Genomic DNA, 23965 nt, shown 5'->3' with positions numbered 1-23965 from the left:
CGATTAAATCCTTTTAAATCAAAGGCTTAAACCTGTCGCCAACCAGCGACGGCCCACGGCGGCACAGCGACAAACCCAGGTCGAACCGGAGCTCCTGGAACCTTTTTACGGTCTAAACCTTGAAGTGTCCCGGCGTGAGCCCGTGCTTTTGCATCAGGCGGTAAAACTCCGTGCGGTTCCGGTCGGCCAGCCGGGCCGCATCGGCCACGTTGCCGTCCGTCAATTTGAGCAGCCCGACCAGGTAATCCCGCTCGAAGTGTTGCCTGGCTTCCGCATAGGTGAGCACTTGCACGCTGGGTGAGCGCAAGGCCCGCTGCACCAACGCCAGCGGCACCAGCGGGGTGGTGGACAGGGCACAAACCTGCTCCACCACGTTGTAAAGCTGGCGCACGTTGCCTGGCCAGGCGGCCGTGGTCAGGGCCTTGAGGGCCTCGGGTGCGAAACCGCTCAGGCGCTTGTCGTACTTGGCCGCCAGTTTGAGGAGAAAGTGGTTGGCCAGCAACGGGATGTCTTCGCGGCGCTCCGACAGCGGGGGCAAGGTCAGCGTGACGACGTTGAGCCGGTAATAAAGGTCGGCGCGGAACTGGCCCTCAGCCATGGCAGCGTCAAGGTCGCGATGTGTGGCCGAGATGATGCGCACATCCACCGGAATCGACTGGCTGGAGCCCAGCGGCCGCACTACGCGTTCCTGCAACACGCGCAGCAGCTTGACCTGGAGCGCGGGCGGCATGTCACCGATTTCATCGAGCAGCAAAGTGCCGCCGTCTGCGGCCTGGAAAAGGCCTTTGTGATTGGCCACTGCGTCGGTGAAGGCGCCCTTGACGTGGCCAAACAGCTCGGATTCCAGCAAAGCCTCGGGGATGGCGCCACAGTTCACGGCAATAAAGGGCTTGCTGGCCCGTGCGCCTGCCTGGTGGATGGCCTGGGCCAGCAGCTCCTTGCCGGTGCCGCTTTCACCGCGCAGCAGCACGCTGGCGTCCGACTGCGCCACCATGCGCGCTTCAGCCAGGGCTTCGGCCATGCGGCTTGAGCGGCTGATGATCTGGTTTTGCCAGGCTTCGGGGCTGCCCTGTTTGGCCGGGTTCGCGGGGGCACTCAGCGCCAGCGCCTGGGCAATCTTGTCGAGCAGGCTTTTGCCGTCAAAGGGCTTGGTGAGATAGGTGAACACGCCGCGTTCGGTGGCTTCCACGGCATCAGGAATGGTGCCATGCGCAGTCAGCAAAATCACCGGCAGCGAAGGATGCTGCTGGCGTATGTCGTCGAACAGCGCCAGGCCGTCCCGGCCGGGAAGCCGCACATCGCTGAGTACCAGCTGCGGCCGTTCAATATGAAGCTGCGTCAGCGCCGCTTCGGCCGACGTGACCGCCGTGACGCGATAGCCCGCTGCAGTGAGCCGCATGGTGAGCAGGCGCAGCATGTCGGCGTCATCATCAACGACGAGCAGGTGGGGCGCTGTCAGGGCCGAGTCGCTCATGGCGCGGTGGGGCGGGCCCGGCTGGCAGGGGGGATGGGCGCCGAGGCTGTTGCCGCCGGCTGCCGGCTGGTGAGGCTGCGCTCAATGGCCTTTAGCGCCTCCAGCCGCTCGTTGGTCTGGTCCAGCCTGCGCTGCGCATCGCGCAGTTGCTGGCCTTGTTTGTCAAGCTGCTCTTCCAGGCGGCGCTGTTCGGCATAGCGTGACGCCAGCAGCCTTGCCAGCGGATGCAGCGGCTGGGCATCGGCATTGCCCAATACGCGGGCCAGCAGCTCCTGCGCACGTATCAGTTCGGGCAGCTGCCGCAGTTGGGCCAGCACCAGTGAGAGCTGGAGTTGGGCCTCGGGGCTGGCGGCGTCTCCGAGCCGCCCGGTTTCCTGGGTGAGTTCCGGCGGCTGCATGAGGCGTACGCGCTCGGCGTAAGCCAGCATGCGCAAGGTCATGCCGCTGGCAAAAACGACCGATTCCGGGAGCGGCGCAGGTTGGCTGGCGCTGGCCCGCGCGGCTTCGGCAGCAGAGGCCGCAGCCCGGGCTGCCAGGACGGCTGCGGTGTTGGTGCCACGCTCGGGGGCGGGGCCACCGCTGCTGCACGCGGCCAGCAATGCCGACGTCACCAGGGCCGGCAGCAGGCCGCGCCCGGAGAGGCGGGTCGCAGGCGGAGGGGGAAGAAAATCAGTACTTGGAAACATGAGGAAGCTCTATTCTGAAGTGTGCGCCAGGTTGATCGGGCATCAGGATGATGTTTCCGCCATGTGCGGCAATGTATTCGTGAACGATGGACAGGCCGATACCGCTGCCCCGAACCACGTCGACCGGCTGGCGTTCACCGCGGTAAAAGGGCTCGAAAATCCGTTCGCGGTCGGCCTGCGCCACACCGACGCCCTGATCGTGGATGTCGATGCGAACGAAACCCCGCAGCGGACTCAGTTCCAGCCGGATCTGCCCTTTGGGTGGTGAATAGCGGATGGCGTTGGACAGCAGGTTGGCCAGCGCAGTGCCGATTTTTTCGGGATCGATTTCCATCACAACGGGTTCACCGACGACGCTGACCGTCAGTTCCCGTGCGCGCCACTGCAGGCGCTGCGCGTACACCTGCTCCTCGAGGAGTTGCAACAGGTCGACATTCTGGCGATTCAACTGGCGCGCCTCGAACGCGGCCGTATTAAAGCGCAGCAGGTCTTCAATCTGGCTTTGCAGTACGCCGGTGTTGTGCCTGAGGATTTGCGCTATTTCGCGCTGGTCATTGCTCAGCGTGCCGGCTACGCCGTCTTCCAGCAGCGACACCCCTTCGCGCAGCGATGCCAGCGGTGTTTTGAGTTCGTGCGAAATATGGCGCAGGAAACGCGATTTGTCGGCGTCCAGCTCCACCAGCCGCAGGCGCAGCCAATTCAGCCGCTGCCCCACCAGGGCCAGGTCGGCCGGTCCCTGGATGGTGATGACCTGGTCGAGCCGGTTTTCCCCCAGGCCCACGATGGCGTTCTCCAGGCGCCTGAGCGGCAGCGTGAACCACACGCCGAATGCCAGCGCCATGGCGATAGCCAGCACGATGGCCCAGGTTACCTGCTGGGTCAGCCGCTGGCGGCTGGCCTCAAGTTTGCCTTCCAGCGACCTGTTGCGTTGCTGAATCGCCTGTTGCACCTGCACGGCGATGGCGGCATTGACACTTTCCAGTTCACGGAATTCCTGCGCCAGCTGGCGCTCCCGGTCCAGCGCGGTACCCGCCGGGCCGGTCAGCAGATCGCCGATGCTCTGCATGTGCGCGCGCCATTGCCGGGCTTTGGCAACCGGTACGTCTTCTCGCGCCAGACTGGTCAGGATGCTCGCGGCTTCACGGGCCTCGTCACCGAAGCGCTCACGCAATACCCGGTCATCGAGGACGACCGACTGGCGGGATGTGCGCTCCATCGATACGCTGCGCTCGGCCAGGGACTGCGCCGCGCTGCTGAGTTCGAGGGCACGTGCGGCATTGCTGCGGCTTTGCAGCGAAAGGTCTTCCAGGGTAAACAGCGCCCGCAGCGAGGCGGCGCCCAGCAGGGCAGCAATCAGCAGGAAAGCGATCACCAGAAGTTGCCGGAACGAAAATCGTTGCAGCATGCGTGTCGAGTGCTTGAGCAACGCGGGCGGTCTCAGGCCGCCACGGCGACGTCCTGCGTCAGGACTTCGCCGCGCAGCGAACGCTGCGTGGCCTGGGTGATGGTGATGTCCAGCATCTGGCCGATGAGGCGCGGTTGGCCCTTGAAGTTGACCACGCGGTTGCACTCCGTGCGGCCCATGAGTTCGGTCGGGTCCTTGCGCGAAGCGCCTTCAACCAGGATGCGCTGCACCGTGCCCTGCCGGCTGGCGCTGATGGCGCGCACGCTGTCGTCAATCGTGGCCTGCAGGTGTTGCAGACGCTTGAGCTTGACCTCGTGCGGTGTGTCGTCATGCAACGCGGCGGCGGGGGTGCCGGGGCGCGGGCTGTAAATGAAGCTGAACGAGGTGTCGTAGCCGATCTCGTCGATCAGCTTCATCATCTTGCCGAAGTCGTCTTCGGTCTCGCCGGGGAAACCCACGATGAAATCGCTGCTCATGGCCAGATCCGGGCGGATGGCGCGCAGCTTGCGGATGGTGCTCTTGTATTCCATGGCGGTGTAGCCGCGCTTCATCGCCATGAGGATGCGGTCGGAGCCATGTTGCACCGGCAGATGCAGGTGGTTTACCAGTTTGGGCAGCTTGGCGTAGGCGTCAATCAGGCGCTGCGTGAACTCGTTGGGGTGGCTGGTGACATAGCGGATGCGTTCGATGCCGGGGATGTCGGACACGTATTCAAGCAGCGTCGCGAAGTCGGCGATCTCGGCCGTGCCACCCATGGGGCCACGGTAAGCGTTGACGTTTTGCCCGAGCAGCGTGACTTCCTTGACGCCCTGGTCGGCCAGACCGGCGACTTCGACCAGCACGTCCTCAAAGGGCCGGGAGACCTCTTCGCCACGGGTGTAGGGCACCACGCAGTAGCTGCAGTACTTGGAGCAGCCTTCCATGATGCTCACGAAGGCGCTGGCGCCCTCGACGCGCGCCGGCGGCAGGTGGTCGAATTTTTCGATCTCGGGAAAGCTGATGTCGACCTGCGGCTTGCCCAGCCGGGTCCGGTTGGCCAGCAGCTGCGGCAGGCGGTGCAGGGTTTGCGGGCCGAAGACCACGTCGACATAAGGTGCGCGCTGGATGATGGCCGCGCCTTCCTGGCTGGCTACACAGCCGCCGACGCCGATCAGTACGCCTTTTTCTTTCAGGTGCTTGACGCGACCCAGGTCGCTGAAAACCTTCTCCTGGGCTTTTTCGCGCACGGAGCAGGTATTGAACAGGATCAGGTCGGCCTGTTCCATGTCCTGGGTAGGCTCGTAGCCTTCGGCGGCATGGAGCACGTCGGACATCTTGTCCGAGTCGTACTCGTTCATCTGGCAACCGAAGGTTTTAATGAAGACTTTTTTGCTCATGATGCTGGCTGATTTGCGGTTTGTCCGCGGGCTGATGGCGATTGCTATTAAATTAATAGCTGCTTGCGCCCATGTTTAAAGGGCATCAGACTGATTTTGCTTAAGGCTGTGAGCGTTACTGCTTGTAGGCAGGTAACTGGTCGTACGGCGTCTTGCCGTTGTCCACTGCCTTGGCAGGGGTGCCGCTGCTGAAATTGAACACCGTGCCGGTGCCGCCCGCCCGCTTTTCCTTGGCCTCTTCCGCGTTGAGGATCCAGACCTCATGCACCTCGCCGGTGTTGCTGCGCAGGTAGTTCACCACCAGCTTCTGGTTCAGGAGTGCGCCGGACAACACGAAATTGTTGTTGATGTCGCGTATGCGTGAGCCTACGGAGAGCCTGTCCTGCTTGCCGTCCATGGAGATCACCGGCGGCGCCACCACCACCATTTCGCCGCGGACGGCCTTGGGAGGGAATTTCCGGATGTTGGGTTTGACAGCCTCGGCGGGATCGGTCTGGGCCAGGGCTGGCAGGCTCATCAGGCCGGCAAAAGCAGCCAGCATCATCAGGAGTGCGGCCAGGCGGGAAGTGCAGCGGTTCATGGTATGTGTCCAGAGGCTGTTAATAAATAGGAGAATAACAAAGAACAAAGCCTCAGGGGGAAGGACCCTCTGAGGCTTTGACGCATTCTTGGTGGTCGTAGGTGGACTTGAACCACCGACATCAGCATTATGAATGCTGCGCTCTAACCAACTGAGCTATACGACCGAAACCCAAGATTATATAACACCCCCACGCTCCCCGCTGCGCGTGGTTCGCTGCCCCCCGAGGGGGCCGTTCGCCTGCGGCCCGGCAAAGCCGGTTCCGCGGCTTCTGCTTGGTTTTGGGCCCAATTGGGCCCAATTTCTAGCGGTTTTTGAAGATCGGTTTGCGCTTATTGACGAAGGCGTCCATGCCTTCTTTCTGGTCTTCGGTGGAGAACAGCGAATGAAACAGGCGCCGCTCGAACATCACGCCGTCGCTGAGGCCGCTTTCAAATGCCCGGTTGAGGGCTTCCTTGGCGGCCATGACGCTGGTCTGGCCGTAGCTGCAGATCATCAGCGCGGCGCCCAGGGCCTCGTCCATGAGCTTTTCCAGCGGCACCACACGGCTGACCAGGCCTGAACGCTCTGCCTCCTGGGCATCCATCATGCGGCCCGTCAGGGTCATGTCCATGGCTTTGGCCTTGCCCACGGCACGGGGCAGGCGCTGTGTGCCGCCAGCACCGGGGATGATGCCCAGCTTGATTTCAGGTTGGCCGAACTTTGCGTTGTCGGCAGCAATGATGAAGTCGCACATCATGGCGAGCTCGCAGCCGCCGCCCAGCGCAAAGCCGCTGACGGCGGCAATCACTGGCTTGCGGATGCTGCGGATTTGCTCCCAGTTGCGGGTGATGTAGTCGTTGTTGTAAACATCGGCAAAACTGTAGGTGGCCATGGCGCCGATGTCGGCGCCTGCGGCAAAGGCCTTTTCGCTGCCGGTCAGGATGATGCAGCCGACGGTCTCATCGGCATCAAACGCCTTGAGGGCCCGGCCCAGCTCATCCATGAGCTGGTCGTTCAATGCATTGAGTTGCTTGGGCCGGTTCAGCGTGACAATGCCCACCTTGCGGGAGTCCGGGCCTTCGGTGCGGGTCTCAATGGTTTCGTAGGTCGTGGAAGACATGAAATAGGTCCTTTGGCTGGAAATGCGTCCGGCAATGATGCCACGGGCTCGTGGCCGCCCATGGCTTGCCGCAATGCTAGATTCGGGAACAGGAGACCGCCGCCATGACTGCTTCCCATCCCGGCCCCGCTGCCGATCCCACCGTGCTGTATGCCATCGATGGTGCCGTGGGCATCCTTACGTTGAACCGCCCTCAGGCGCTGAACAGCTTTACGCGGCAGATGCACCGGGACTTGTGGGTCGCCCTGGACAAGGCGCACTCTGATCCACAGATTCGCGCCCTGGTCATCACTGGCGCCGGCCGCGGGTTTTGTGCCGGTGCCGACCTGTCCGAATTCGATTTCGCGCCCGGCCCCAACCTGGTTGAGCGGGCCAACCCAGGCCCCGTCATTGACCAGGCCTTCAACCCCACGGCCCGCAAACTGCTGGGGCTGCGCATGCCGACGGTGGCAGCCGTCAACGGCGTGGCCGCAGGTGCCGGCGCATCGTTGGCCATGACGTGCGACATGGCCGTGGCCGCCCCGGGCGCCAGTTTCATTCAGGCATTCAGCAAGATCGGATTGGCGCCCGATGCGGGCAGCAGCTGGCTGCTGGTGCAAAAGCTGGGGCTGGCGCGCGCCATGGGGCTGGCGTTGACAGGGGACAAATTGCCGGCGGCGCAGGCGCTGGAATGGGGCTTGATCTGGCAGGTAGCGGACGACCCCGTGGCGGCGGCTGTTGCCTTGGCGCAGCGGCTGGCCAGCCTGCCGACTCTGGCGCTGGTGGCCACCCGTCAGCTGATGCGTGAAGGCGCCACACGCACGCTGCATCAGCAACTCGATGCGGAACGCGACATGCAGGCCGCCCTGGGGCGCAGCCACGATTACATGGAAGGCGTGACGGCCTTTCTTGAAAAGCGTCCCGCGGTATTCAAGGGCGAATAACCTTCTGAAGAAGTGAGTCGCGCCAGGCCGGGTCAGGTCTTCTGGCCGAGCCAGTGGTCCATCAGCGCGGCATCCCGTACCGCCAGGCGCCAGGTGGTCAGTGCGGGCGGCATGGACAGCTCCAGCCGCAGCAGTCGTTTGTCGCGTGCGACCAGGGCAATGACTTTTTTGGCCGTGCCTGCGTAGTGCAGCAGGTCATCGAGCCGGTTCATGCGCCAACCGCCCTCCGGCTGCCGTGCGCCTGCGGCAATGGGTTCCACCGCCAGCCATTCATCTCCCGCCGCAAACCCGGCACGCTCGGCAACGCCGCCGCGCAGCACGGTCTTGACCTGCACCACGCCCTGGTTTTCGCTGGCGCGCAAGCCCAGCCGCTGGGCCAGTTGCGCAGGTTCTTCGGCGACTGTCACGCCATGCTGTTCCAGCAAGGCCTTGAGCGGGAGTTCTTCGCGTCCGTGCACCCATTGGGCCAGCTCGGCGGCAAACGGGCGGTGTCCTGCGGCTGCAAGCTCCTCTGCAAAATCTGTCTCGCGCAGGGGGCCGGCTTTGCAGCGCTGCCAGAGTGCGCGCATCACGTGGTCCAGTGTCGCGCCCCCGGCAGCTCCGCCTTCTGCCCGAAGCGTCAGATCAAAACACAGCGCCACCAGCGCTCCCTTGGTGTAGTAGCTCACGGTGGCGTTGGGCGTATTTTCATCCTGCCGGTAATACTTCACCCAGGCATCGAAGCTCGCCTGGGCGACGGATTGAACCAGCCGGCCCGGGGTCTGCATGACCTGGTTGATGGTCTTGTTGAGCAGCTTGAGGTAGCCGGCGTTGTCCAGCAGGCCGGCGCGGCGCAGCAGCAGGTCGTCGTAGTAACTGGTGAAGCCCTCAAAAAACCACAACAGCCCGGTGTAATTCTCGGCGCCGTAGTCGTAGTGTTCAAACTCCGCGGGACGCAGCCGCTTGACGTTCCATGTGTGGAAATATTCGTGGCTGATGAGGCCGCGCAGCGTGGTGTAGCCTTCTGCCGTGCGGGATTCACCCAGGCGCGGCAAGTCCTTCCGGTTGCAGATGAGTGCCGTCGAGTTGCGGTGCTCGAGCCCGCCATAGCCGTCGTCCACCGCGTTCAGCATGAAGAGGTAACTCTTGAAGGGAGGCTTTTTCGCGCCATGCCAGAAACGGATCTCCGTTTCGCAAATCTTCTGGGTGTCCGCCAGCAGCCTGGCGCCGTCGAAGCTCGGGGCCGCGCCCGCTACCACCATGCGGTGCGGCACGCCGCGCGCCGTGAAAGTACCGCTCCAGAAAGCGCCCATTTCCACGGGGCAGTCCACCAGTTCGTCGTAATCGGCCGCCAGGTAGGTACCAAACCCATGCTTGTTGACTGCCTGCGGCGTGAGCCCTGTGGCCAGTGACCAGCCCTTGGCGGCTTTCGGCGCAGGGATCTCCAGTACATGCACGGCTTTTTCCTGGCCCTGCACTTTCAGGCACAGGCTGGTGCCGTTGAAAAAGCCGCGATGGGCGTCCAGCCAGGCGCTGCGCACGGAGTTATCGCAGGCGTACACCTCATAGCGCAGTACCAGCGGTCTGGCAGGCGAGCACTGAATCTCCCAGGTGCATTTATCGAGCTGCTCTGCCCTAAGCGGCGTGCGGCCTGTCTGGCGGGCTTCCAGATTCTGCAGATTTTTGGAGAATTCCCGCACCAGGTAGCTGCCGGGGATCCACACAGGCAGCGAGACCCTTTGCAAGGCGTCAGGCTGTGCGATCGTGAGGGTCACGCGAAAGAGGTGGGCGTGTAGATCGCCTGTTTCGACGCGGTAGTGAAGGGGAGGGGGAGTGTTTTTGGGGGTGCCTGGCATCTTGCGCAAAGAATACTCCACGTCTGCCGCCAGCTGCATGGCGGCGCCCGACGGATCGAGTCGATCGGGCTGTAAGTGCTATGAAAAAAGGAGCTGCTCGCGCAAATGGTGTGCGGGCTGGAGGTCGATTTTGTGTCTAAACAGGGCCTTCTGGCCCGTTTTCAGGGAGTTTTTGCACTGAGCAGCATTTTTTCGACTTCCTGGGCGCTGACCGCGCCTGGCGCGCGGGATCCGTCAGCAAAAATCAGGGTGGGCGTGCCGGTGATATTGTATTTTTGGCCAAACTCGCGGTTTCGCTTGATGGCCGAGATGTCGCATTCGGCAGCCGCAGGCACGGTGTTGCGCAGCATCCAGTCGTTCCATGACTTTGCCTTGTCCTTGGCACACCAGATGTGGCGCGACTTGGCGACGGAGTCCGGTCCGAGCACGGGGTACAGGAAGAGATAAACGGTGACATTGTCGACGTTGGTCAGGTCCCGTTCGAAGTGTTTGCAGTAGCCGCAATTTGGGTCTTCAAACACCGCCAGCTTGCGTTTCCCGTCACCGCGGACAATCTTGAAAGCGTCCTTCAAAGGGAGTTTGTCGAAATCGACTGCGCTGAGTTTCCCGATGCGTTCCTCGGTCAGGTTTTTTTTGTTTTTTACATCGAGAAGTTGACCCTGCAACAGGTAGTTACCTTGCTCGTCGGTATAGAAAATTTCGAAGCCAATACGTACCTCATAGAGGCCGTTCATCGGTGTTTTGGTGACTTCATCGATTTTTGCAAAAGCCGGAAATTTCTCGGACAGGTTTTTGCGGATGACGGCTTCCTGCGCAAAAACAGGAACCAGGCTGAACGCCGCCAGACTGAGCAGGCCGATCAATTTCACTATTTTCATTTCAGTTCCAGTCTGTTTCTCAGTCGTTCATAAACCCGCTGCTTGCCGCGTCAGCCAGGCCTTGAGCAAACCGCTGCGCTCGAACCCCTTCATGCCCCAATTGCGCAGGGCCTGCCAGCGCCCATCGGTTTGCGCAAAAATGCCGTGCAAACCGTCGGTGACCGCGCCCATTGCCGCTACGTCGGCCTTGCGGGCCCTTTCGTAGCGCCGCAGCAGTTTTTCATCACCCAATCCGCGCCAATACTCACGTTGCGAAATCACCTCGGCCAGGCAAGCCGCATCGGCCAGGCCCAGGTTCAAACCTTGACCGGCCAGCGGGTGCACCGTATGCGCTGCATCGCCCGCCAAAGCCCAGCCGGGGCCGACCCAGTGCCCGGCGCTTGACAGGGAAAGCTGCCAGCTTGCCCGCTCGCTCGTCAGGCGCAGGTTGCCTGTCTCTTCGCCGCACACGGCCTTGAGGGTGTTACAAAATTCTTCCGCGGGCATTTTTTCGAGCATGGCGGCCCGCTGTACAGGGACAGACCACACCAGCGCCGCCAAGTTCCCGTTGGCACCCGATAAAGGCAAAAGAGCCAGTATGTCGCCGTGGGTAAACCACTGGCGGGCAATGCCGCCATGGGGCTTGTCCAGCTCAAGCCGTGCTGCGACGGCCTTTTGCGGATAGGGCTTGATGGTCCAGTTGACCGGCCGGATCTGGGCGAACTCATCACGGCTGGCGCTTTTCTGGCCTTCGCAGATTACGTTGAGCGCGGCCTTGGCAGGCGCGTCCACCGTCTCGATTTGCGGCTGGTAGCGAACCGCCTGGCTCAATTGCTGCTCCAGCGCCGGGACCTCCACAATCCAGGCCAGCGCTTCCTGGCCGACACTGCGCGCCGTGAAATCCAGCTTGCCGCCGTTGTCTCCCCAAACCTGCATTTCGACCACCGGCGTGGCAAAGGCCGCGTCGGGCCAGGCGCGCAGGGTTTCCAGCACGCTGCGAGACGCGCTGTTGAGGGCGTAAGCACGCACGTCGGGCATGGTGTGCATCCCCGGCGGCCTTTCAGGCCTGGTGACCAAAGCTACGCGCAGGCGCTCGCGCGCCAGCAGCAGGGCCAGCGTGCGGCCTACCACACCATCGCCGCGAATACAGACATCAAAGGTCTTGGACATGGCCCATTTTAGGAGGCAGGGCAAAATTGACGTCTTGGGCAAACAATTACTGCGCGGTTTCTGGCCGTGCATCTGAACCTAAAGGCTTGAAAAGTGAGCGATCCATTGAACGAAACATTACCGGCCGACGCACCTTCTGACCTCAGGGCCGTGATTTCGCGCCTTTATGTGTATCCGGTGAAATCCTGTGCCGGCGTGCAGGTGCAGGAAGCCCTGCTGACTGAAACCGGGCTGGAATTTGACCGTGCCTGGATGGTGGTGGACAGCAAGGGCGAATTTCTGACCCAGCGTGAATTGCCGCGCATGGCATTGATCAGGCCCCAGCTGAGGTACCACGACATGGTGCTGCGTGCGCCCGGCATGCTGGCCCTTCACATTGCGCTGGACCAGGTGGAAGAGCCCGTTCGCGTGCAGGTCTGGAAAGACGAAGTCCAGGCGTATGACATGGGTGCCATCGCGGCGCAATGGTTCACCGACTTCCTGGGCCAGACTGCACGCCTGGTGCGGTTTGACCCCGAACACAAGCGGGTTTGCAGTCCGCAGTGGACCGGCGATGTGGAAGCGCTTAACCAGTTCAGCGACGGTTACCCGTTGCTGGTACTCAGCGAAGCCTCATTGGTGCATTTCAACGAAAAGCTGGTGGCCGCCGGCACTTCCGCGGTGGGCATGGAGCGCTTTCGTCCAAACATCGTCCTGGGCGATGCCGCTGGTGCCGACAGTCTGGCGCCGCACGATGAGGACCGTATTGAGGTACTGCAGGTTGCCACGGCGCAAGGCGTGGTCCAGCTCAAGCCGGTCAAGCCCTGTCCGCGTTGCCCGATTCCGAATATCGATCCCGCGACGGCTGTCAGCAGCCCGGAAGTGGGCGACATGCTGCAAACCTATCGCCAGGATGCGCGGGTGAACGGTGCGCTGACGTTCGGCATGAATGCCATTGTGCTGACGGGCATTGACCACCAGCTCAAGGTGGGCCAGCCGGTGGGTGCGAGTTATCAGTTTGAATGACTTTTGACCGCCCGCAGGGGCGGCGGGGCGTGGGCGGCCGTGGACGCAGGGAGCGCCTCCGGCGCCTGCGGACCGCTTGAGAGGCTGTCCAGCGTTGATTCGGCGTCCAGCGGCATGGGGTGTGTCAACTCCGGTTCGAGAAAGCGGATGGGGCGGCGGGTGCGAGCCGCCATGCTGTGCAGCAGGTCGGCCAGGGCCGTGGAAATTTCCTCGTGGCTGCCAAGGCGCTCGCTCAACAGCACGCCCGCGACATGAAATTGCAGAACGACCTCCGGTTTCAGACCCTTGAGCGGCATGAGGCCGGCCGCGATCAGGCGTGCCGCCAGGTCGGTGACTGGTGGGCGTGATGCGACGCCTTCAAGAATGAGGCCGAAGCGCGCCTCGTCGATGCGCCCCACGGTGTTGACATCGCGCAGAAGCCGGCGCAACTTGATCACGCTTCGCAGCAGGCTTTGCTCGGCCACCGCTGTGCCCCAGGTTTTCTTGATATACCGGTAATTGACCAGCTCGATGTACACCACGGCCGCCGGCTCCTTGTGGCGCTGTGCCCGGCCCACCACCTGTTTGAAGCGGTCGTGGAAAAGATGTGCGGCAAGCAGGCCGGTGAGGGCGTCCTGGCTGGACATGGCCTGCTCGCGCGCTTCCACTGCGTGGCGCTCATGTGAACGCGTGTTCAGCGCCACCAGCAGCAGGGGCACCTCAATGGTCAGCGCTGCCATCAGGCCGTAATGAGACAGCCACGACAGGGAAAACAGGCCCAGGATGCTGATGACGGTGAGGAGCGTTACCAGCCCCAGCGGGGAAAAAGCCGCCAGTACCCAGAAACCCACGACATCGTGGCGCCGCCACGTCATGTAGGCCCGGCTTGTTCCCAGTGCGACAACGGCAACCAGGTAAGTCGCGAGGAGGCCTATGCCCAGGCCGCGCTCCAGCACGAGATAGGCCAGCGCCAGCGGCGCTCCGGCCATGCCTGTCCAGTAGGCCAGCCGCTCAAACCACTTGTGGCGTGAACCGGTGCCGCACAGGTGATGCACGACCAGCAGCGCCGAGCCGCCGCCCAGGATGGCGAGGAAGCCCTGCGCCATGTTGTTCCAGGTGCTGAAGTTGCCCCAGAGGAAATGGCCTGCCACTCCCGTCCACGCCGCTACGACGAGGGCCATGATGACGGCGTACACGGAATACCACCCATAGGCCCGGTCGCTGTAAACCCAGCTCTGGACAACGCAGGCAATGATCAACAGCACCAGTGCGCCGAATACCACGCCAATCGCAAGGTATTCCAGCTGAAGTCGCTGCGTCAGGTTGCCTCGCGTGCTGACCCGAACCGGAATGCTGACCTCCGTCTGGTGCTGTATACGCACATACACGTCATGCACGCCGTTGTCCGGCAGGTTCAGGCGGAAATGCCCGTAACGGCCGGGTTCCGGCCAGCTGGAGACAGGCACGGTGTCCCCGGCAGTTTCGGCAATCCACCCTCCCGACGGTGCACGCTGGTACACCGTCGCCAGGTCCAGCAGGGGCAGGGGAAACTCAAGCAACCAGTCCTGGCGCGAGCCGGATGATCTGGCAAAACGGTAATGCAGCCAGAGCGCCGCGTGCGGGCCGAGCGAATGCACCGTATCGGCAACCGAGGGGACGAACAAGGCCCCTGGATGGCCGCCGGCCAATTGGTCGATGCCGGCCTGGCCGTCGCTGTCAATCCATGTCAAACTCGCTGCTGCCACGTCCAGGGTCGGCTTGGCGTCGTTTAAAGCCACGATGGGCTGGGCCTGCGCAGGATGCGCCAGAACACCCAAAAAACCGGCCAGCACAAAGATGGCGAATGCCTGCCACAAAGCGCTCCAACCCCGGCCGGGCGCGCATCGAATACACTTCTCAGCCTGTTTTTGAAGGTTTCTCATGAGTTTGAAGTGCGGCATTGTAGGCTTGCCTAACGTCGGTAAATCCACCCTTTTCAATGCGTTGACCAAAGCGGGGATTGCGGCTGAAAACTACCCCTTTTGCACCATTGAGCCCAATGTTGGCATCGTGGAAGTGCCCGACCCGAGGTTGGCGCAATTGGCTGAAATCGTCAAGCCTGAACGCATTGTTCCGGCGATCGTCGAGTTTGTGGACATTGCAGGCCTGGTGGCGGGCGCCAGTACGGGCGAGGGACTGGGAAACAAGTTCCTGGCCCATATCCGCGAAACCGACGCCACAGTCAATGTGGTGCGTTGCTTTGAAGATGACAACGTGATCCACGTTGCCGGCAAGGTGGACCCGATTTCCGACATCGAAGTCATCCAGACGGAGCTTTGTCTGGCCGACCTGGCAGCAGTTGAAAAAGCCCTGCACCGCGTGACCAAGACGGCCCGCTCGGGCGACAAGGAGTCTGTCAAGCTGGTTGCCATCCTGGAGAAATGCCAGGCCGCGCTCAATGAAGGCAAGCCGGTGCGCACTGTGGACTTCAGCAAGGAAGAACTGCCGCTGCTCGGCCAGTTTTTCCTGATCACCGCCAAGCCGGCCATGTTTGTGGCCAACGTGGCCGAGGACGGGTTTGAGAACAACCCCTTCCTGGACCGCCTCAAGGCTTACGCGGCAGAGCAAAAGGCGCCGGTCGTGGCGATCTGCGCCAAGATGGAAGCCGAGATGGCCGACATGGAGGAAGAGGACAAAAAGATGTTCCTCGCGGAGATCGGCCAGGATGAGCCGGGGCTCAACCGCCTCATCCTGGCGGCATACAAGCTGCTAGGCCTGCAGACCTATTTCACCGCGGGCGTGAAGGAAGTGCGCGCCTGGACCATCCACGTGGGCGACACCGGCCCGCAAGCCGCGGGCGTCATTCACACCGATTTTGAAAAGGGCTACATCCGCGCCCAGACGATTGCGTTTGCCGATTTCATCGCCTACAAAGGCGAGCAGGGCGCCAAAGATGCCGGCAAGATGCGCAGTGAAGGCAAGGAATACGTTGTGAAGGATGGCGACGTGATGAACTTCCTGTTCAGCAGCTGAGTTGCCAGGGCCCCCGGGTAACCTGGGGCCGATTTACTGCGAGGCCTGGACATCACGGTGGCGGCATCATGGAAGAAGTCGCGCCACAATACCTCACGACGACCCGCACCATCGGGTGGCGGCCCCGTTACCGGCTTGCCAGAGCAGGCCATCCCCCCCGAAACCCTCGCTTTGAGAAAGAAAGAGAACACCATGTCCATCCAGCGCATCGAAACCGGCCCACGCATGTCCCAAGCCGTTATCCATAACAAAACCGTTTACCTGGCAGGCCAGGTGGCCGGCAACGATGCCGGCTCCGGCGTGTACGAGCAGACTCTCAGCATCCTGGCCAATATCGACCGCCTGTTGGCAGCAGCCGGCAGCGACAAGTCGCTTCTGCTCAGTGCCACCATCTGGTTGACCGATATGGACAGCTTCGGTGAAATGAACCGTGCCTGGGAAACCTGGGTGGTGCCCGGCGCCACGCCCGCACGTGCCACGGTCATGAGCCCGCGCCTGGCTGCGCCGCAGTACCACGTGGAAATCGGTGTGGTGGCGGCCCAAGGCTGATCTCTCATCCACGCTTGACCCGCCATGAAGGCCACGCCGCGATGACAGAACCCGTTCGCCTTGCCAAACGCCTGGCTGAAATGCTGTCCTGTTCACGCCGCGAAGCCGAGCAGTACATCGAAGGCGGGTGGGTTACTGTTGACGGGGTGACTGTCGAAGAGCCCCAGTTCCGGGTGTCGGACCAGGCCATCGTGCTGGACAAGGATGCGAGCCTGCTGGCGATGACGCCGGTGACTTTGCTGCTGCACAAGCCGGCCGGTCAGGACGCGAGTTCCGATGGCGGCGCGGCGCAGGTGGCCCGGTTGCTGTCGGCCGCCACGCAATCGCCCGACGACCGCTCCGGCATCCGGCCGCTCAGGAAGCATTTCTCCACGGCGGAACTGGTGACGCCGCTGGCAACACCTGCCAGCGGATTGGTCGTGCTGACGCAGGACTGGCGCGTGGTGCGCAAGCTGCGCGAAGATACGCGCGTGATGGAGCATGAAGTGATCGTCGATGTCAGCGGTGACATCAAACCCGGCGGGCTGGACCGGCTGAACCGGGTTGACCACGGGTTTACCTTCAAGGGTGTTTTGTTGCCGCCGGCCAAGGTGAGCTGGCAAAGTGAAAAGCGCTTGCGCTTTGCCCTCAAGGGTGAAGTCCCGGGGCAGATTGCCTACATGTGCGAGAGCGTTGGCCTTCAGGTGCAAGGCATGAAACGGCTGCGTATCGGCCGTGTGGCGATGAGCCAGCTGCAACCCGGTCAGTGGCGCTACCTGCTGCCACATGAGCGCTTCTGATCCTTCTTCTGGTGCCTAGCCGGTCACCACGCCTGGGAAGGCCCAGATCAGGCTGCCGGTCATCAAAAAGTAGCGCAAAAATTTGCCGACCGCCATGTAAGCCAGGCAGGGCCAGAACGGAAACTTGAGCCAACCCGCGACCGCGCACAGCGGATCTCCGACCACCGGCAACCAGGCCAGCAGGCAGGCTTTCGGGCCGAGTTTCTCCAGCCATCGCACTGCACGGCCGTGATGCGATGAATGCTGGTATTTGTCCACCACCTTGTGGGCGCCGTAACCCATCCACCAGTCCAGCGCGCCGCCCAGCGTGTTGCCTGCAGTTGCTACCAGCACCGCGGGCCAGAACATGGCGGGGTTGAGCTTGACCAGGCCGAAGACCACCGGCTCCGAGCCCAGCGGCAACAGCGTGGCCGAGATGAAGGAAACCACAAATACCGTGCTCAAACCGTATTCGGGCAGGGCCAAAAGTTCTATCAGGCGGTGAATCCAGGCTTCCATATATCTATTTGAGTATAGGCAAGACGGGCCAGCCACCGTGTCGGGAAGACGCTTACAACTCCGTGTGCAAATTTCAATTGCTGAAATTTTGAGCAGGTACAATCGTGCCTCCTTTTTCAGCAACCTCGCAGCGCTCACTTCCCATGAACATCGGCCCCTACGCTTTGGCAAACAATTTGTTTGTCGCGCCCATGGCCGGTGTCACGGACAGGCCGTTCCGCCAGCTCAGCAAGAAGCTCGGTGCGGGCTATGCGGTCAGCGAGATGGTGACCTCTCGCCGCGACCTGTGGAACACACTGAAGACCTCTCGTCGAGCCAACCACGAGGGTGAGGCCGCGCCGATCGCTGTGCAGATCGCCGGCACCGACGCGCAGATGATGGCCGAGGCCGCCGCCTACAACATCGACCGCGGCGCGCAGATCATCGACATCAACATGGGCTGCCCGGCCAAGAAGGTTTGCAACAAGTGGGCGGGCTCGGCGCTGATGCAGGACGAGCCCCTGGCGCTGCAGATCGTGGAGGCCGTGGTCGCCGCCTGCGTGCCGCACGGCGTGCCGGTCACGCTCAAGATGCGCACCGGCTGGTGCCAGGCTGAAAAGAACGCCCTGGCGATTGCCCGCGCCGCCGAAAGCGCCGGCGTGCAGATGATCACCGTGCATGGCCGCACGCGCGAGCAGGGCTACAAAGGGTATGCCGAGTACGACACGATTGCCGCCGTGAAAACCGCGCTGCGTATTCCGGTGGTGGCCAACGGTGACATCACCAGCCCTGAAAAGGCCCGCGATGTGCTGGCTTACACCGGCGCTGACGCCGTGATGATCGGCCGTGCAGCGCAGGGGCGTCCGTGGATTTTTCGCGAGATTTCGCATTTCCTTTCAAGCGGCACGCATCTTGCGCCGCCGCTGGTGGCAGAAGTCGAACGCCTGCTGCTGGACCATTTGCGCGACCACTACGATTTGTACGGTGAATACACCGGCGTGCGCACGGCGCGCAAACACATCGGCTGGTATGTGAAGACCTTGCCCGGCGGTGAGGGGTTTCGCGCGCAGATGAACCTGCTGGAAGACTGCGAAGCGCAACTGAAGGCGGTGAGTGCTTTTTTTGAGGAGCTGGGCGCGCAGATGGACCGGATTCCGGCCGCTGCCGCCGAGGTGGATGACGAGGGTGCGCCTATGCAGGCACGGGCGGACAAAGATAAAAATCAGGAAAATCAGGAAGAAGCTGCTGCATGAGCAAAAAACATATCGAAGAGTGCGTACGCACCAGCCTGGAAGGCTATTTCAAGGACCTGCGTGGCACCGAGCCCGACGGCATGTACGAGATGATGGTCAAGGTGGTGGAAAAACCGCTGCTGGAAGTTGTCATGCAACATGCCGAGCAAAACCAGTCGCGCGCCGCCGAATGGCTGGGCCTGAACCGCAACACCCTGCGCAAGAAGCTGGTTGAGCACAAGCTCATCAAATAAAAAACACGCTCCCATGGTCCGGCCCTTTCGCCGGCCATCCTCTTTAGAGAAGACAAAAATGAACGCACTGATTTCCGTTTCGGACAAAACCGGCATCCTCGAATTCGCGCAGGCGCTGCATGCCCTGGGCATCAAGCTGCTGTCCACGGGCGGCACGGCCAAGCTGCTGGCTGACGCCGGCCTGCCTGTGACCGAAGTCGCCGACCACACCGGGTTTCCGGAAATGCTCGACGGCCGTGTCAAGACGCTGCACCCGAAGATCCACGGAGGCCTGCTGGCCCGGCGCGATGTGCCGGAGCACATGGCCGCGCTGAAAACCCACGGCATTGACACCATCGACTTGCTGGTGGTCAATCTTTATCCGTTTGAGTCGACGGTCGCCAAGCCTGGCTGCACGCTGGAAGATGCGATTGAAAACATCGACATCGGCGGCCCCGCGATGGTGCGGTCGGCGGCCAAGAACTGGAAGGATGTCGGCGTGCTGACCGATGCCTCGCAGTATGAAGGTGTGCTGGCCGAATTGAAAACCGGTGGAAAACTGACCGACAAGACCAAGTTCGCCTTGTCGGTAGCGGCATTCAACCGCATCAGCCAGTACGACGGCGCGATCAGCGACTATCTCTCGGGCATCCAGGCCGACGGCAGCCACGGCATGTTCCCCGGCCAGGCCAACGGGCGTTTCGTGAAAGTGCAGGACCTGCGCTACGGCGAAAACTCGCACCAGCAAGCTGCGCTGTACCGCGATCTGTATCCCGCACCCGGCTCGCTGGTGACGGCCAAACAACTGCAGGGCAAAGAGCTCTCTTACAACAACATCGCCGACGCCGACGCCGCCTGGGAATGCGTCAAGAGTTTTGACCTGCTCAAGGACGGTGCGGCCTGCGTGATCGTCAAGCATGCCAACCCCTGTGGCGTGGCCGTGGGCAAAGACGGCCTGGAGGCCTACAGCAAGGCCTTCAAGACCGATCCGACTTCGGCCTTCGGCGGCATCATTGCCCTCAATTGCCCGCTCGACGAGCGCGCCGCGCAGCAGATTTCCAAGCAGTTTGTTGAAGTATTGATGGCGCCCGCCTTCACACCCGAAGCGCTGGAAGTATTCAAGACCAAGGTCAACGTGCGGATTTTGCAGATTGACCTGCCGCCCGGCGGCGACACGGCCTGGAAGCAGGGCCGCAACCTGATGGACGTCAAGCGCGTTGGCTCGGGCCTGTTGATGCAGACCGCAGACAACCACGAACTGGCCATCGGCGACCTGAAAGTCGTCAGCAAGCTGCAGCCGACGCAGGAGCAGCTGCATGACATGCTGTTTGCCTGGAAGGTCGCGAAGTACGTCAAGTCCAACGCCATCATCTTTTGCAAGGACGGCATGACACTGGGCGTCGGCGCCGGCCAGATGAGCCGCATCGATTCGGCGCGCATCGCCTCCATCAAGGCCGCCAACGGCGGGCTGACGCTGCAGGGCTCAGCAGTGGCGAGCGACGCTTTTTTCCCTTTCCGCGACGGCCTCGACGTGGTGGTGGACGCCGGCGCGACCTGCGTGATCCAGCCCGGTGGCAGCATGCGGGACGACGAGGTTATCGCGGCAGCCGACGAGCGCGAAGTGGTGATGGTGCTGACAGGGGTCCGGCACTTCCGGCATTAAGTCACGTTTTAAGGGTTTTTGATCGATAGCTCAATGGGAATGGGCGCGAGCAGCTATCAAATTGATAGCAATTGGTGCTTCTTTCCCGTTCTTGTGAGCGGACCAAAGGCGGGGCAAGAACCTGCCACGCGCCATCAACCCTCATGTCAATGAATACTTGCTATTGATTTAATAGCTGCTTGCGCACGTCCCCATTGGCCTAGAGCCCGAGTAGGCAAGAAATGGCCGGCGTGAAGCCGGCTTCAGCCAGCAGCAAAGAACTTCGCTGCTGCGGCCACGGTGGCCTCTATATCCGCGTCCGTATGCGCCGAACTCACAAAGCCCGCTTCATACAGCGCCGGCGCGTAATACACCCCGCTGTCCAGCATCGCATGAAAGAAGCGATTGAACGCAGGGCTGTCGGTCGTCATGACCGTGGCGTAGTTCTGCGGCAATTGGCCGAGCAGGAAAAAGCCGAACATACCGCCTTCGCTGTCACCGCAAAACGGCACACCGGCCTTGCCGGCAGCCTGCGTGAGGCCGGTGACCAGGCTGCGGGTTCGGGCGCCCAGGGCTTCGTAAAAGCCGGGTTTGGCGATCTCGCGCAAGGTTGCCAGGCCGCAGGCGGTGGCCACGGGGTTGCCTGACAACGTGCCCGCCTGGTAGACCGGCCCCAGCGGTGCCAGTTGCTCCATCACGGCACGCGTGCCGCCAAAGGCGGCCAGCGGCATGCCGCCGCCTATCACCTTGCCCATGACCGTCATGTCGGGCTTGAAGCCGGGAATGCTGCGGGCGTAAACGCTTTGGGCGCCACCCAGCGCCACGCGAAAGCCGGTCATGACCTCGTCGAACACGAGCAGGGCACCGTGCTGCGTACACAGTTCGCGGCAGCGTTTCATGAAGGGCACGCTGGCTCGCACAAAGTTCATGTTGCCGGCAATCGGCTCGATCATCAGGCAGGCGATGTCCTTGCCGTGCAGGGCGAAGGCTTCTTCGAGCTGGGTGAGGTGGTTGTACTCGAGCACCAGGGTGTGTTGCACCACTTCGGGCGGCACGCCGGCGCTGGTCGGATTGCCGAAAGTGGCCAGGCCCGAACCGGCCTTGACCAGCAACGCATCGGCATGGCCGTGGTAGCAGCCTTCAAATTTGATGATCTTGCTGCGGCCCGTGGCGCCGCGCGCCAGGCGGATCGCGCTCATGGCCGCCTCGGTGCCAGAGCTCACCAGGCGCACCATTTCGAGCGAAGGCACAAGGCGCACAATTTCTTCGGCGAGCTCGACTTCGCGTTCGGTCGGTGCGCCGTAGGAAAAGCCTTCCAGCACGGCTTTTTGCACGGCTTCTACCACCGCCGGATGGCCGTGGCCCAGGATCATGGGACCCCAGGAACCGATGTAGTCGATATAACGCTGGCCGTCCGCATCCCAGAAGTAGGCGCCCTGTGCGCGCTGGATAAAACGGGGTGTGCCGCCTACCGCCTTGAAGGCCCGAACCGGGGAGTTGACGCCGCCGGGGATCAGTTTTTTGGCGCGCTCAAACAGCGCGTTGTTGCGGGAAAGTTCGGCGGAAAGGGGTTTGGCAGGGGGCTTAGTGTTTGGTTGTTCCATTGGGGGGCAGGTCAATTTCAGTCTTCAAAACCAGGGCGGCGTCATCGCCAGTCTCGGCATCGGCCGCTTCGTCTTCGGATTCATCGACATCAGCCTGTGCCCAGAACAGGCGGTCCGGCACGATATTGCCCATGCCGGGATGAAAGCCGGCATCCAGGCTGTGGTCCAGGTAAGTCAGTGCCTCGGAGGTGGCCGCCTGCAGGTCATGGCCGTTGGCCAGCAGTGCGCAAAGGGCCGCAGACAGCGTATCGCCTGCACCGGCAAAGACCGCCTCGAAACGTTCGAATTTCTCGCTGTAAAGCACGGCTTGCGGCGTGGCCAGCACGTTGTCGATGAACTGGTCGGGCATGGGGATTCCGGTGACCAGCGTGTAGGGAACACCCAGGTCGGCGGCGGCCTTGGCAATGTCCCGAGCCGAGGGATTGCGCTCCCCGGACCAGTCCGGCAGCAGCCAGCGCCACAGGCTGCTGTGGTTGCCGACCAACACTGTGGTTTGCGGCAGCATCAGCTCGCGAAAGGCGTCCAGATAGCTGTCGATTTCGCTTTCTTCCCACCACGACAGGTTGGGCATATAGGCGATCAGCGGCACATCGGCATAGTCCGAGGCGATCTCGGCAATGGTGCTGATGTTCTCGGGGCTGCCGACAAATCCGACCTTGATGGCGGATACCGCCATGTCTTCCAGCGCCGAGCGGGCCTGGTCGGTTACAGCCTCTTCGTCGAATGAAAAATGGTCGAAAATTTCGGCCGTGTCGCGCACATAAGCACCTGTTACAACTGCCAGCGCGTGGGCTCCGGCAGAGGTGATCGATGCAATATCCGCAGTCAGTCCGCCCGCTCCGCTGGGGTCGTTGGCGTTGAATGTCATGACGCAAGCCGGCGATGCGTCGGTATCCTCGATTTGGAGTTGTCGGCTGTCCAGTTGAGGATTTTTGGGGTTTGCCATAGGCTGCGATTTTGCCTTGTACGCGAATAAGCAACGCCGCCTCGATACAATTGTTGCATTCTATTCGAAGGCAACTTAAGCTGTGACTCAATCAATGACGTGGATGTGTTTAATTTGTGGGTGGATTTACGACGAAGCTGCCGGTGCGCCCGAACACGGGATTGCCGCCGGGACGCCATGGGCGCAAGTGCCCATGAACTGGACCTGTCCCGAATGCGGAGCCCGCAAGGAAGACTTTGAAATGGTTCAGATTTAAGCGTCTTAGGCACTTGCCTGGACAATCGCAGGCCGGCAGTTGCCGAGGGCCTGCAACATGAGGAGCATAGGCAGTGAGTATTCCCAGTTCCGGACTGAAGGTTTTGGTCATCGATGACAGCAATACCATTCGGCGCAGCGCCGAGATATTCCTGAAGCAGGGGGGGCATGAAGTATTGCTGGCCGAAGACGGGTTTGATGCCCTGTCCAAGGTCAACGACTACGAACCCAACCTGATTTTCTGCGACATTTTGATGCCCCGCCTGGATGGCTATCAAACCTGTGCGATTATCAAGCGCAACGCAAAGTTTGCTGGTGTCCCGATCGTCATGCTGTCCTCAAAAGACGGCGTTTTCGACAAGGCGCGGGGTCGTATGGTGGGTTCGCAAGACTACCTGACCAAGCCTTTTACAAAAGATCAGCTGCTGCAGACCGTACAGGATCTCGGCAGCGCTAAACAAGGAGTAGTGTGATGGCAATCAAGAAAATACTGGTAGTTGACGACTCCAAAACCGAATTGATGTTCTTGACCGATCTGCTGGTCAAAAATGGTTTCACCGTCAAAACTGCTGAAAATGCAGAAGACGCATTTCGCCGCCTGGCGGAAGACAAGCCCGAGCTGATCCTGATGGATGTGGTGATGCCGGGGCAAAACGGGTTCCAGCTGACGCGCGCCATCACGCGCGACCCGTTGTACTCGGATATCCCCATCATGATGTGCACCAGCAAGAACCAGGAAACTGACCGTGTCTGGGGTATGCGGCAGGGCGCCCGCGACTACATCACCAAGCCGGTGGATGCTGATGAGCTGATGGCCAAAATCAAGGCCCTTGGCTGATTTACG

Annotated in this window: 24 protein-coding genes and 1 tRNA gene; 11 read left to right on the top strand and 14 right to left on the bottom strand. The window is 61.8% G+C overall.

Annotation, left to right across the window (positions count from 1 at the left end; genetic code table 11):
* Positions 1-112 precede the first annotated feature (112 nt).
* From ACXJKE_RS13200 to ACXJKE_RS13170, 7 genes are all read right to left on the bottom strand, one after another.
* Positions 113-1474, bottom strand: coding sequence for a sigma 54-interacting transcriptional regulator (locus ACXJKE_RS13200; protein ID WP_457281057.1), 1362 nt, complete (start codon positions 1472-1474; stop codon positions 113-115).
* On the bottom strand, positions 1471-2160 hold the full coding sequence (locus ACXJKE_RS13195) for a hypothetical protein (RefSeq protein ID WP_457281056.1): 690 nt from the start codon (positions 2158-2160) through the stop codon (positions 1471-1473). Before ACXJKE_RS13195 ends, ACXJKE_RS13200 begins: the two co-directional genes overlap by 4 nt.
* On the bottom strand, positions 2144-3565 hold the full coding sequence (locus ACXJKE_RS13190; RefSeq protein WP_457281055.1) for a sensor histidine kinase: 1422 nt from the start codon (positions 3563-3565) through the stop codon (positions 2144-2146). Before ACXJKE_RS13190 ends, ACXJKE_RS13195 begins: the two co-directional genes overlap by 17 nt.
* 32 nt (positions 3566-3597) lie before the next feature.
* Entirely contained in the window at positions 3598-4941 is a 1344-nt protein-coding gene (miaB, locus tag ACXJKE_RS13185) for a tRNA (N6-isopentenyl adenosine(37)-C2)-methylthiotransferase MiaB (RefSeq protein ID WP_457281054.1), read from the bottom strand.
* 115 nt (positions 4942-5056) lie between these two features.
* Positions 5057-5521 (bottom strand): hypothetical protein, encoded by a 465-nt coding sequence (locus ACXJKE_RS13180; protein ID WP_457281053.1) that lies wholly within the window; start codon positions 5519-5521, stop codon positions 5057-5059.
* Positions 5522-5610: 89 nt separating this feature from the next.
* Positions 5611-5687, bottom strand: a tRNA-Met gene (locus tag ACXJKE_RS13175).
* A 138-nt stretch (positions 5688-5825) separates the two neighbouring features.
* Complete coding sequence (locus tag ACXJKE_RS13170; RefSeq protein ID WP_457281052.1) at positions 5826-6623, bottom strand: enoyl-CoA hydratase; 798 nt, start codon at positions 6621-6623, stop codon at positions 5826-5828.
* Between the two features lie 104 nt (positions 6624-6727).
* Between ACXJKE_RS13170 and ACXJKE_RS13165 the strand changes: the two genes are divergently transcribed.
* Entirely contained in the window at positions 6728-7546 is an 819-nt protein-coding gene (locus tag ACXJKE_RS13165; RefSeq protein ID WP_457281051.1) for an enoyl-CoA hydratase-related protein, read from the top strand.
* Positions 7547-7578: 32 nt separating this feature from the next.
* Here the strand turns inward: ACXJKE_RS13165 and ACXJKE_RS13160 are convergent, their stop codons facing one another.
* From ACXJKE_RS13160 to ACXJKE_RS13150, 3 genes are all read right to left on the bottom strand, one after another.
* Entirely contained in the window at positions 7579-9381 is a 1803-nt protein-coding gene (locus tag ACXJKE_RS13160; RefSeq protein ID WP_457281640.1) for a M61 family metallopeptidase, read from the bottom strand.
* Between the two features lie 161 nt (positions 9382-9542).
* The gene (locus ACXJKE_RS13155; RefSeq protein WP_457281050.1) at positions 9543-10259 is read right to left on the bottom strand and encodes a DsbC family protein; all 717 of its coding nucleotides are present in this window, start codon (positions 10257-10259) and stop codon (positions 9543-9545) included.
* 27 nt (positions 10260-10286) lie between these two features.
* On the bottom strand, positions 10287-11408 hold the full coding sequence (locus ACXJKE_RS13150) for an FAD-dependent monooxygenase (protein WP_457281049.1): 1122 nt from the start codon (positions 11406-11408) through the stop codon (positions 10287-10289).
* Positions 11409-11501: 93 nt separating this feature from the next.
* On the opposite strand from ACXJKE_RS13150, the gene ACXJKE_RS13145 reads away from it, so the two are divergent.
* Entirely contained in the window at positions 11502-12413 is a 912-nt protein-coding gene (locus ACXJKE_RS13145; RefSeq protein WP_457281048.1) for an MOSC domain-containing protein, read from the top strand.
* Here ACXJKE_RS13145 and ACXJKE_RS13140 read toward each other — a convergent pair.
* Complete coding sequence (locus tag ACXJKE_RS13140; RefSeq protein WP_457281047.1) at positions 12401-14248, bottom strand: sensor domain-containing diguanylate cyclase; 1848 nt, start codon at positions 14246-14248, stop codon at positions 12401-12403. The two genes, ACXJKE_RS13145 and ACXJKE_RS13140, sit on opposite strands and share 13 nt — an antisense overlap.
* A 64-nt stretch (positions 14249-14312) precedes the next feature.
* Between ACXJKE_RS13140 and ychF the strand changes: the two genes are divergently transcribed.
* The 3 genes from ychF (at position 14313) to ACXJKE_RS13125 (ending at position 16732) form a co-directional block, all read left to right on the top strand.
* Positions 14313-15404, top strand: a complete 1092-nt coding sequence (gene ychF, locus ACXJKE_RS13135; RefSeq protein ID WP_457281046.1) for a redox-regulated ATPase YchF — start codon at positions 14313-14315, stop codon at positions 15402-15404.
* A 192-nt stretch (positions 15405-15596) separates the two neighbouring features.
* A complete protein-coding gene (locus ACXJKE_RS13130) occupies positions 15597-15953 on the top strand; it encodes a RidA family protein (RefSeq protein WP_457281045.1) in 357 nt (118 codons plus the stop codon).
* Positions 15954-15994: 41 nt separating this feature from the next.
* Complete coding sequence (locus ACXJKE_RS13125) at positions 15995-16732, top strand: rRNA pseudouridine synthase (RefSeq protein ID WP_457281044.1); 738 nt, start codon at positions 15995-15997, stop codon at positions 16730-16732.
* 15 nt (positions 16733-16747) lie between these two features.
* Here the strand turns inward: ACXJKE_RS13125 and ACXJKE_RS13120 are convergent, their stop codons facing one another.
* Positions 16748-17230 carry a YqaA family protein gene (locus ACXJKE_RS13120; protein WP_457281043.1) on the bottom strand — a complete coding sequence of 161 codons (483 nt, stop codon included), beginning with the start codon at positions 17228-17230 and terminating at the stop codon, positions 16748-16750.
* A gap of 143 nt (positions 17231-17373) precedes the next feature.
* Between ACXJKE_RS13120 and dusB the strand changes: the two genes are divergently transcribed.
* Genes dusB through purH form a run of 3 tightly spaced genes read left to right on the top strand, consistent with a single transcriptional unit; the run spans position 17374 to position 20337 of the window.
* Positions 17374-18462, top strand: coding sequence for a tRNA dihydrouridine synthase DusB (dusB, locus tag ACXJKE_RS13115; RefSeq protein WP_457281639.1), 1089 nt, complete (start codon positions 17374-17376; stop codon positions 18460-18462).
* On the top strand, positions 18459-18695 hold the full coding sequence (locus ACXJKE_RS13110) for a Fis family transcriptional regulator (RefSeq protein ID WP_348047983.1): 237 nt from the start codon (positions 18459-18461) through the stop codon (positions 18693-18695). Before dusB ends, ACXJKE_RS13110 begins: the two co-directional genes overlap by 4 nt.
* A 58-nt stretch (positions 18696-18753) precedes the next feature.
* Positions 18754-20337, top strand: coding sequence for a bifunctional phosphoribosylaminoimidazolecarboxamide formyltransferase/IMP cyclohydrolase (gene purH / locus ACXJKE_RS13105; RefSeq protein WP_457281042.1), 1584 nt, complete (start codon positions 18754-18756; stop codon positions 20335-20337).
* 242 nt (positions 20338-20579) lie between these two features.
* Here purH and hemL read toward each other — a convergent pair whose 3' ends face one another.
* Together hemL and thiD are read right to left on the bottom strand one after the other, a co-directional pair.
* Complete coding sequence (gene hemL, locus ACXJKE_RS13100; protein WP_457281041.1) at positions 20580-21920, bottom strand: glutamate-1-semialdehyde 2,1-aminomutase; 1341 nt, start codon at positions 21918-21920, stop codon at positions 20580-20582.
* A complete protein-coding gene (gene thiD, locus ACXJKE_RS13095; RefSeq protein WP_457281040.1) occupies positions 21901-22866 on the bottom strand; it encodes a bifunctional hydroxymethylpyrimidine kinase/phosphomethylpyrimidine kinase in 966 nt (321 codons plus the stop codon). The genes hemL and thiD overlap by 20 nt, the downstream gene beginning before the upstream one ends.
* An 82-nt stretch (positions 22867-22948) precedes the next feature.
* On the opposite strand from thiD, the gene ACXJKE_RS13090 reads away from it, so the two are divergent.
* The 3 genes from ACXJKE_RS13090 to ACXJKE_RS13080 all read left to right on the top strand — a co-directional run bounded on the left by ACXJKE_RS13090 (position 22949) and on the right by ACXJKE_RS13080 (position 23959).
* A complete protein-coding gene (locus ACXJKE_RS13090; RefSeq protein WP_092131853.1) occupies positions 22949-23122 on the top strand; it encodes a rubredoxin in 174 nt (57 codons plus the stop codon).
* Between the two features lie 73 nt (positions 23123-23195).
* On the top strand, positions 23196-23594 hold the full coding sequence (locus ACXJKE_RS13085) for a response regulator (RefSeq protein ID WP_457281039.1): 399 nt from the start codon (positions 23196-23198) through the stop codon (positions 23592-23594).
* Positions 23594-23959, top strand: a complete 366-nt coding sequence (locus ACXJKE_RS13080; protein ID WP_007864987.1) for a response regulator transcription factor — start codon at positions 23594-23596, stop codon at positions 23957-23959. Before ACXJKE_RS13085 ends, ACXJKE_RS13080 begins: the two co-directional genes overlap by 1 nt.
* The last annotated feature ends 6 nt before the right edge of the window (positions 23960-23965 follow it).

Source organism: Polaromonas sp. P5_D5 (assembly GCF_054049435.1).
The sequence above is the reverse complement of the archived record's forward strand: the minus strand, read 5'-3'. Positions and strand labels throughout refer to the sequence as shown.

Coding starts and splice junctions, on each gene's coding strand:
- ACXJKE_RS13165 (WP_457281051.1), top strand. CDS start 6,728: ATGACTGCTTCCCATCCCGGCCCCGCTGCCGATCCCACCGTGCTGTAT.
- thiD (WP_457281040.1), bottom strand. CDS start 22,866: ATGGCAAACCCCAAAAATCCTCAACTGGACAGCCGACAACTCCAAATC.
- ychF (WP_457281046.1), top strand. CDS start 14,313: ATGAGTTTGAAGTGCGGCATTGTAGGCTTGCCTAACGTCGGTAAATCC.
- hemL (WP_457281041.1), bottom strand. CDS start 21,920: ATGGAACAACCAAACACTAAGCCCCCTGCCAAACCCCTTTCCGCCGAA.
- ACXJKE_RS13195 (WP_457281056.1), bottom strand. CDS start 2,160: ATGTTTCCAAGTACTGATTTTCTTCCCCCTCCGCCTGCGACCCGCCTC.
- purH (WP_457281042.1), top strand. CDS start 18,754: ATGAACGCACTGATTTCCGTTTCGGACAAAACCGGCATCCTCGAATTC.
- ACXJKE_RS13150 (WP_457281049.1), bottom strand. CDS start 11,408: ATGTCCAAGACCTTTGATGTCTGTATTCGCGGCGATGGTGTGGTAGGC.
- ACXJKE_RS13180 (WP_457281053.1), bottom strand. CDS start 5,521: ATGAACCGCTGCACTTCCCGCCTGGCCGCACTCCTGATGATGCTGGCT.
- ACXJKE_RS13200 (WP_457281057.1), bottom strand. CDS start 1,474: ATGAGCGACTCGGCCCTGACAGCGCCCCACCTGCTCGTCGTTGATGAT.
- ACXJKE_RS13130 (WP_457281045.1), top strand. CDS start 15,597: ATGTCCATCCAGCGCATCGAAACCGGCCCACGCATGTCCCAAGCCGTT.
- ACXJKE_RS13120 (WP_457281043.1), bottom strand. CDS start 17,230: ATGGAAGCCTGGATTCACCGCCTGATAGAACTTTTGGCCCTGCCCGAA.
- ACXJKE_RS13110 (WP_348047983.1), top strand. CDS start 18,459: ATGAGCAAAAAACATATCGAAGAGTGCGTACGCACCAGCCTGGAAGGC.
- ACXJKE_RS13080 (WP_007864987.1), top strand. CDS start 23,594: ATGGCAATCAAGAAAATACTGGTAGTTGACGACTCCAAAACCGAATTG.
- ACXJKE_RS13155 (WP_457281050.1), bottom strand. CDS start 10,259: ATGAAAATAGTGAAATTGATCGGCCTGCTCAGTCTGGCGGCGTTCAGC.
- miaB (WP_457281054.1), bottom strand. CDS start 4,941: ATGAGCAAAAAAGTCTTCATTAAAACCTTCGGTTGCCAGATGAACGAG.
- dusB (WP_457281639.1), top strand. CDS start 17,374: ATGAACATCGGCCCCTACGCTTTGGCAAACAATTTGTTTGTCGCGCCC.
- ACXJKE_RS13160 (WP_457281640.1), bottom strand. CDS start 9,381: ATGCCAGGCACCCCCAAAAACACTCCCCCTCCCCTTCACTACCGCGTC.
- ACXJKE_RS13170 (WP_457281052.1), bottom strand. CDS start 6,623: ATGTCTTCCACGACCTACGAAACCATTGAGACCCGCACCGAAGGCCCG.
- ACXJKE_RS13125 (WP_457281044.1), top strand. CDS start 15,995: ATGACAGAACCCGTTCGCCTTGCCAAACGCCTGGCTGAAATGCTGTCC.
- ACXJKE_RS13190 (WP_457281055.1), bottom strand. CDS start 3,565: ATGCTGCAACGATTTTCGTTCCGGCAACTTCTGGTGATCGCTTTCCTG.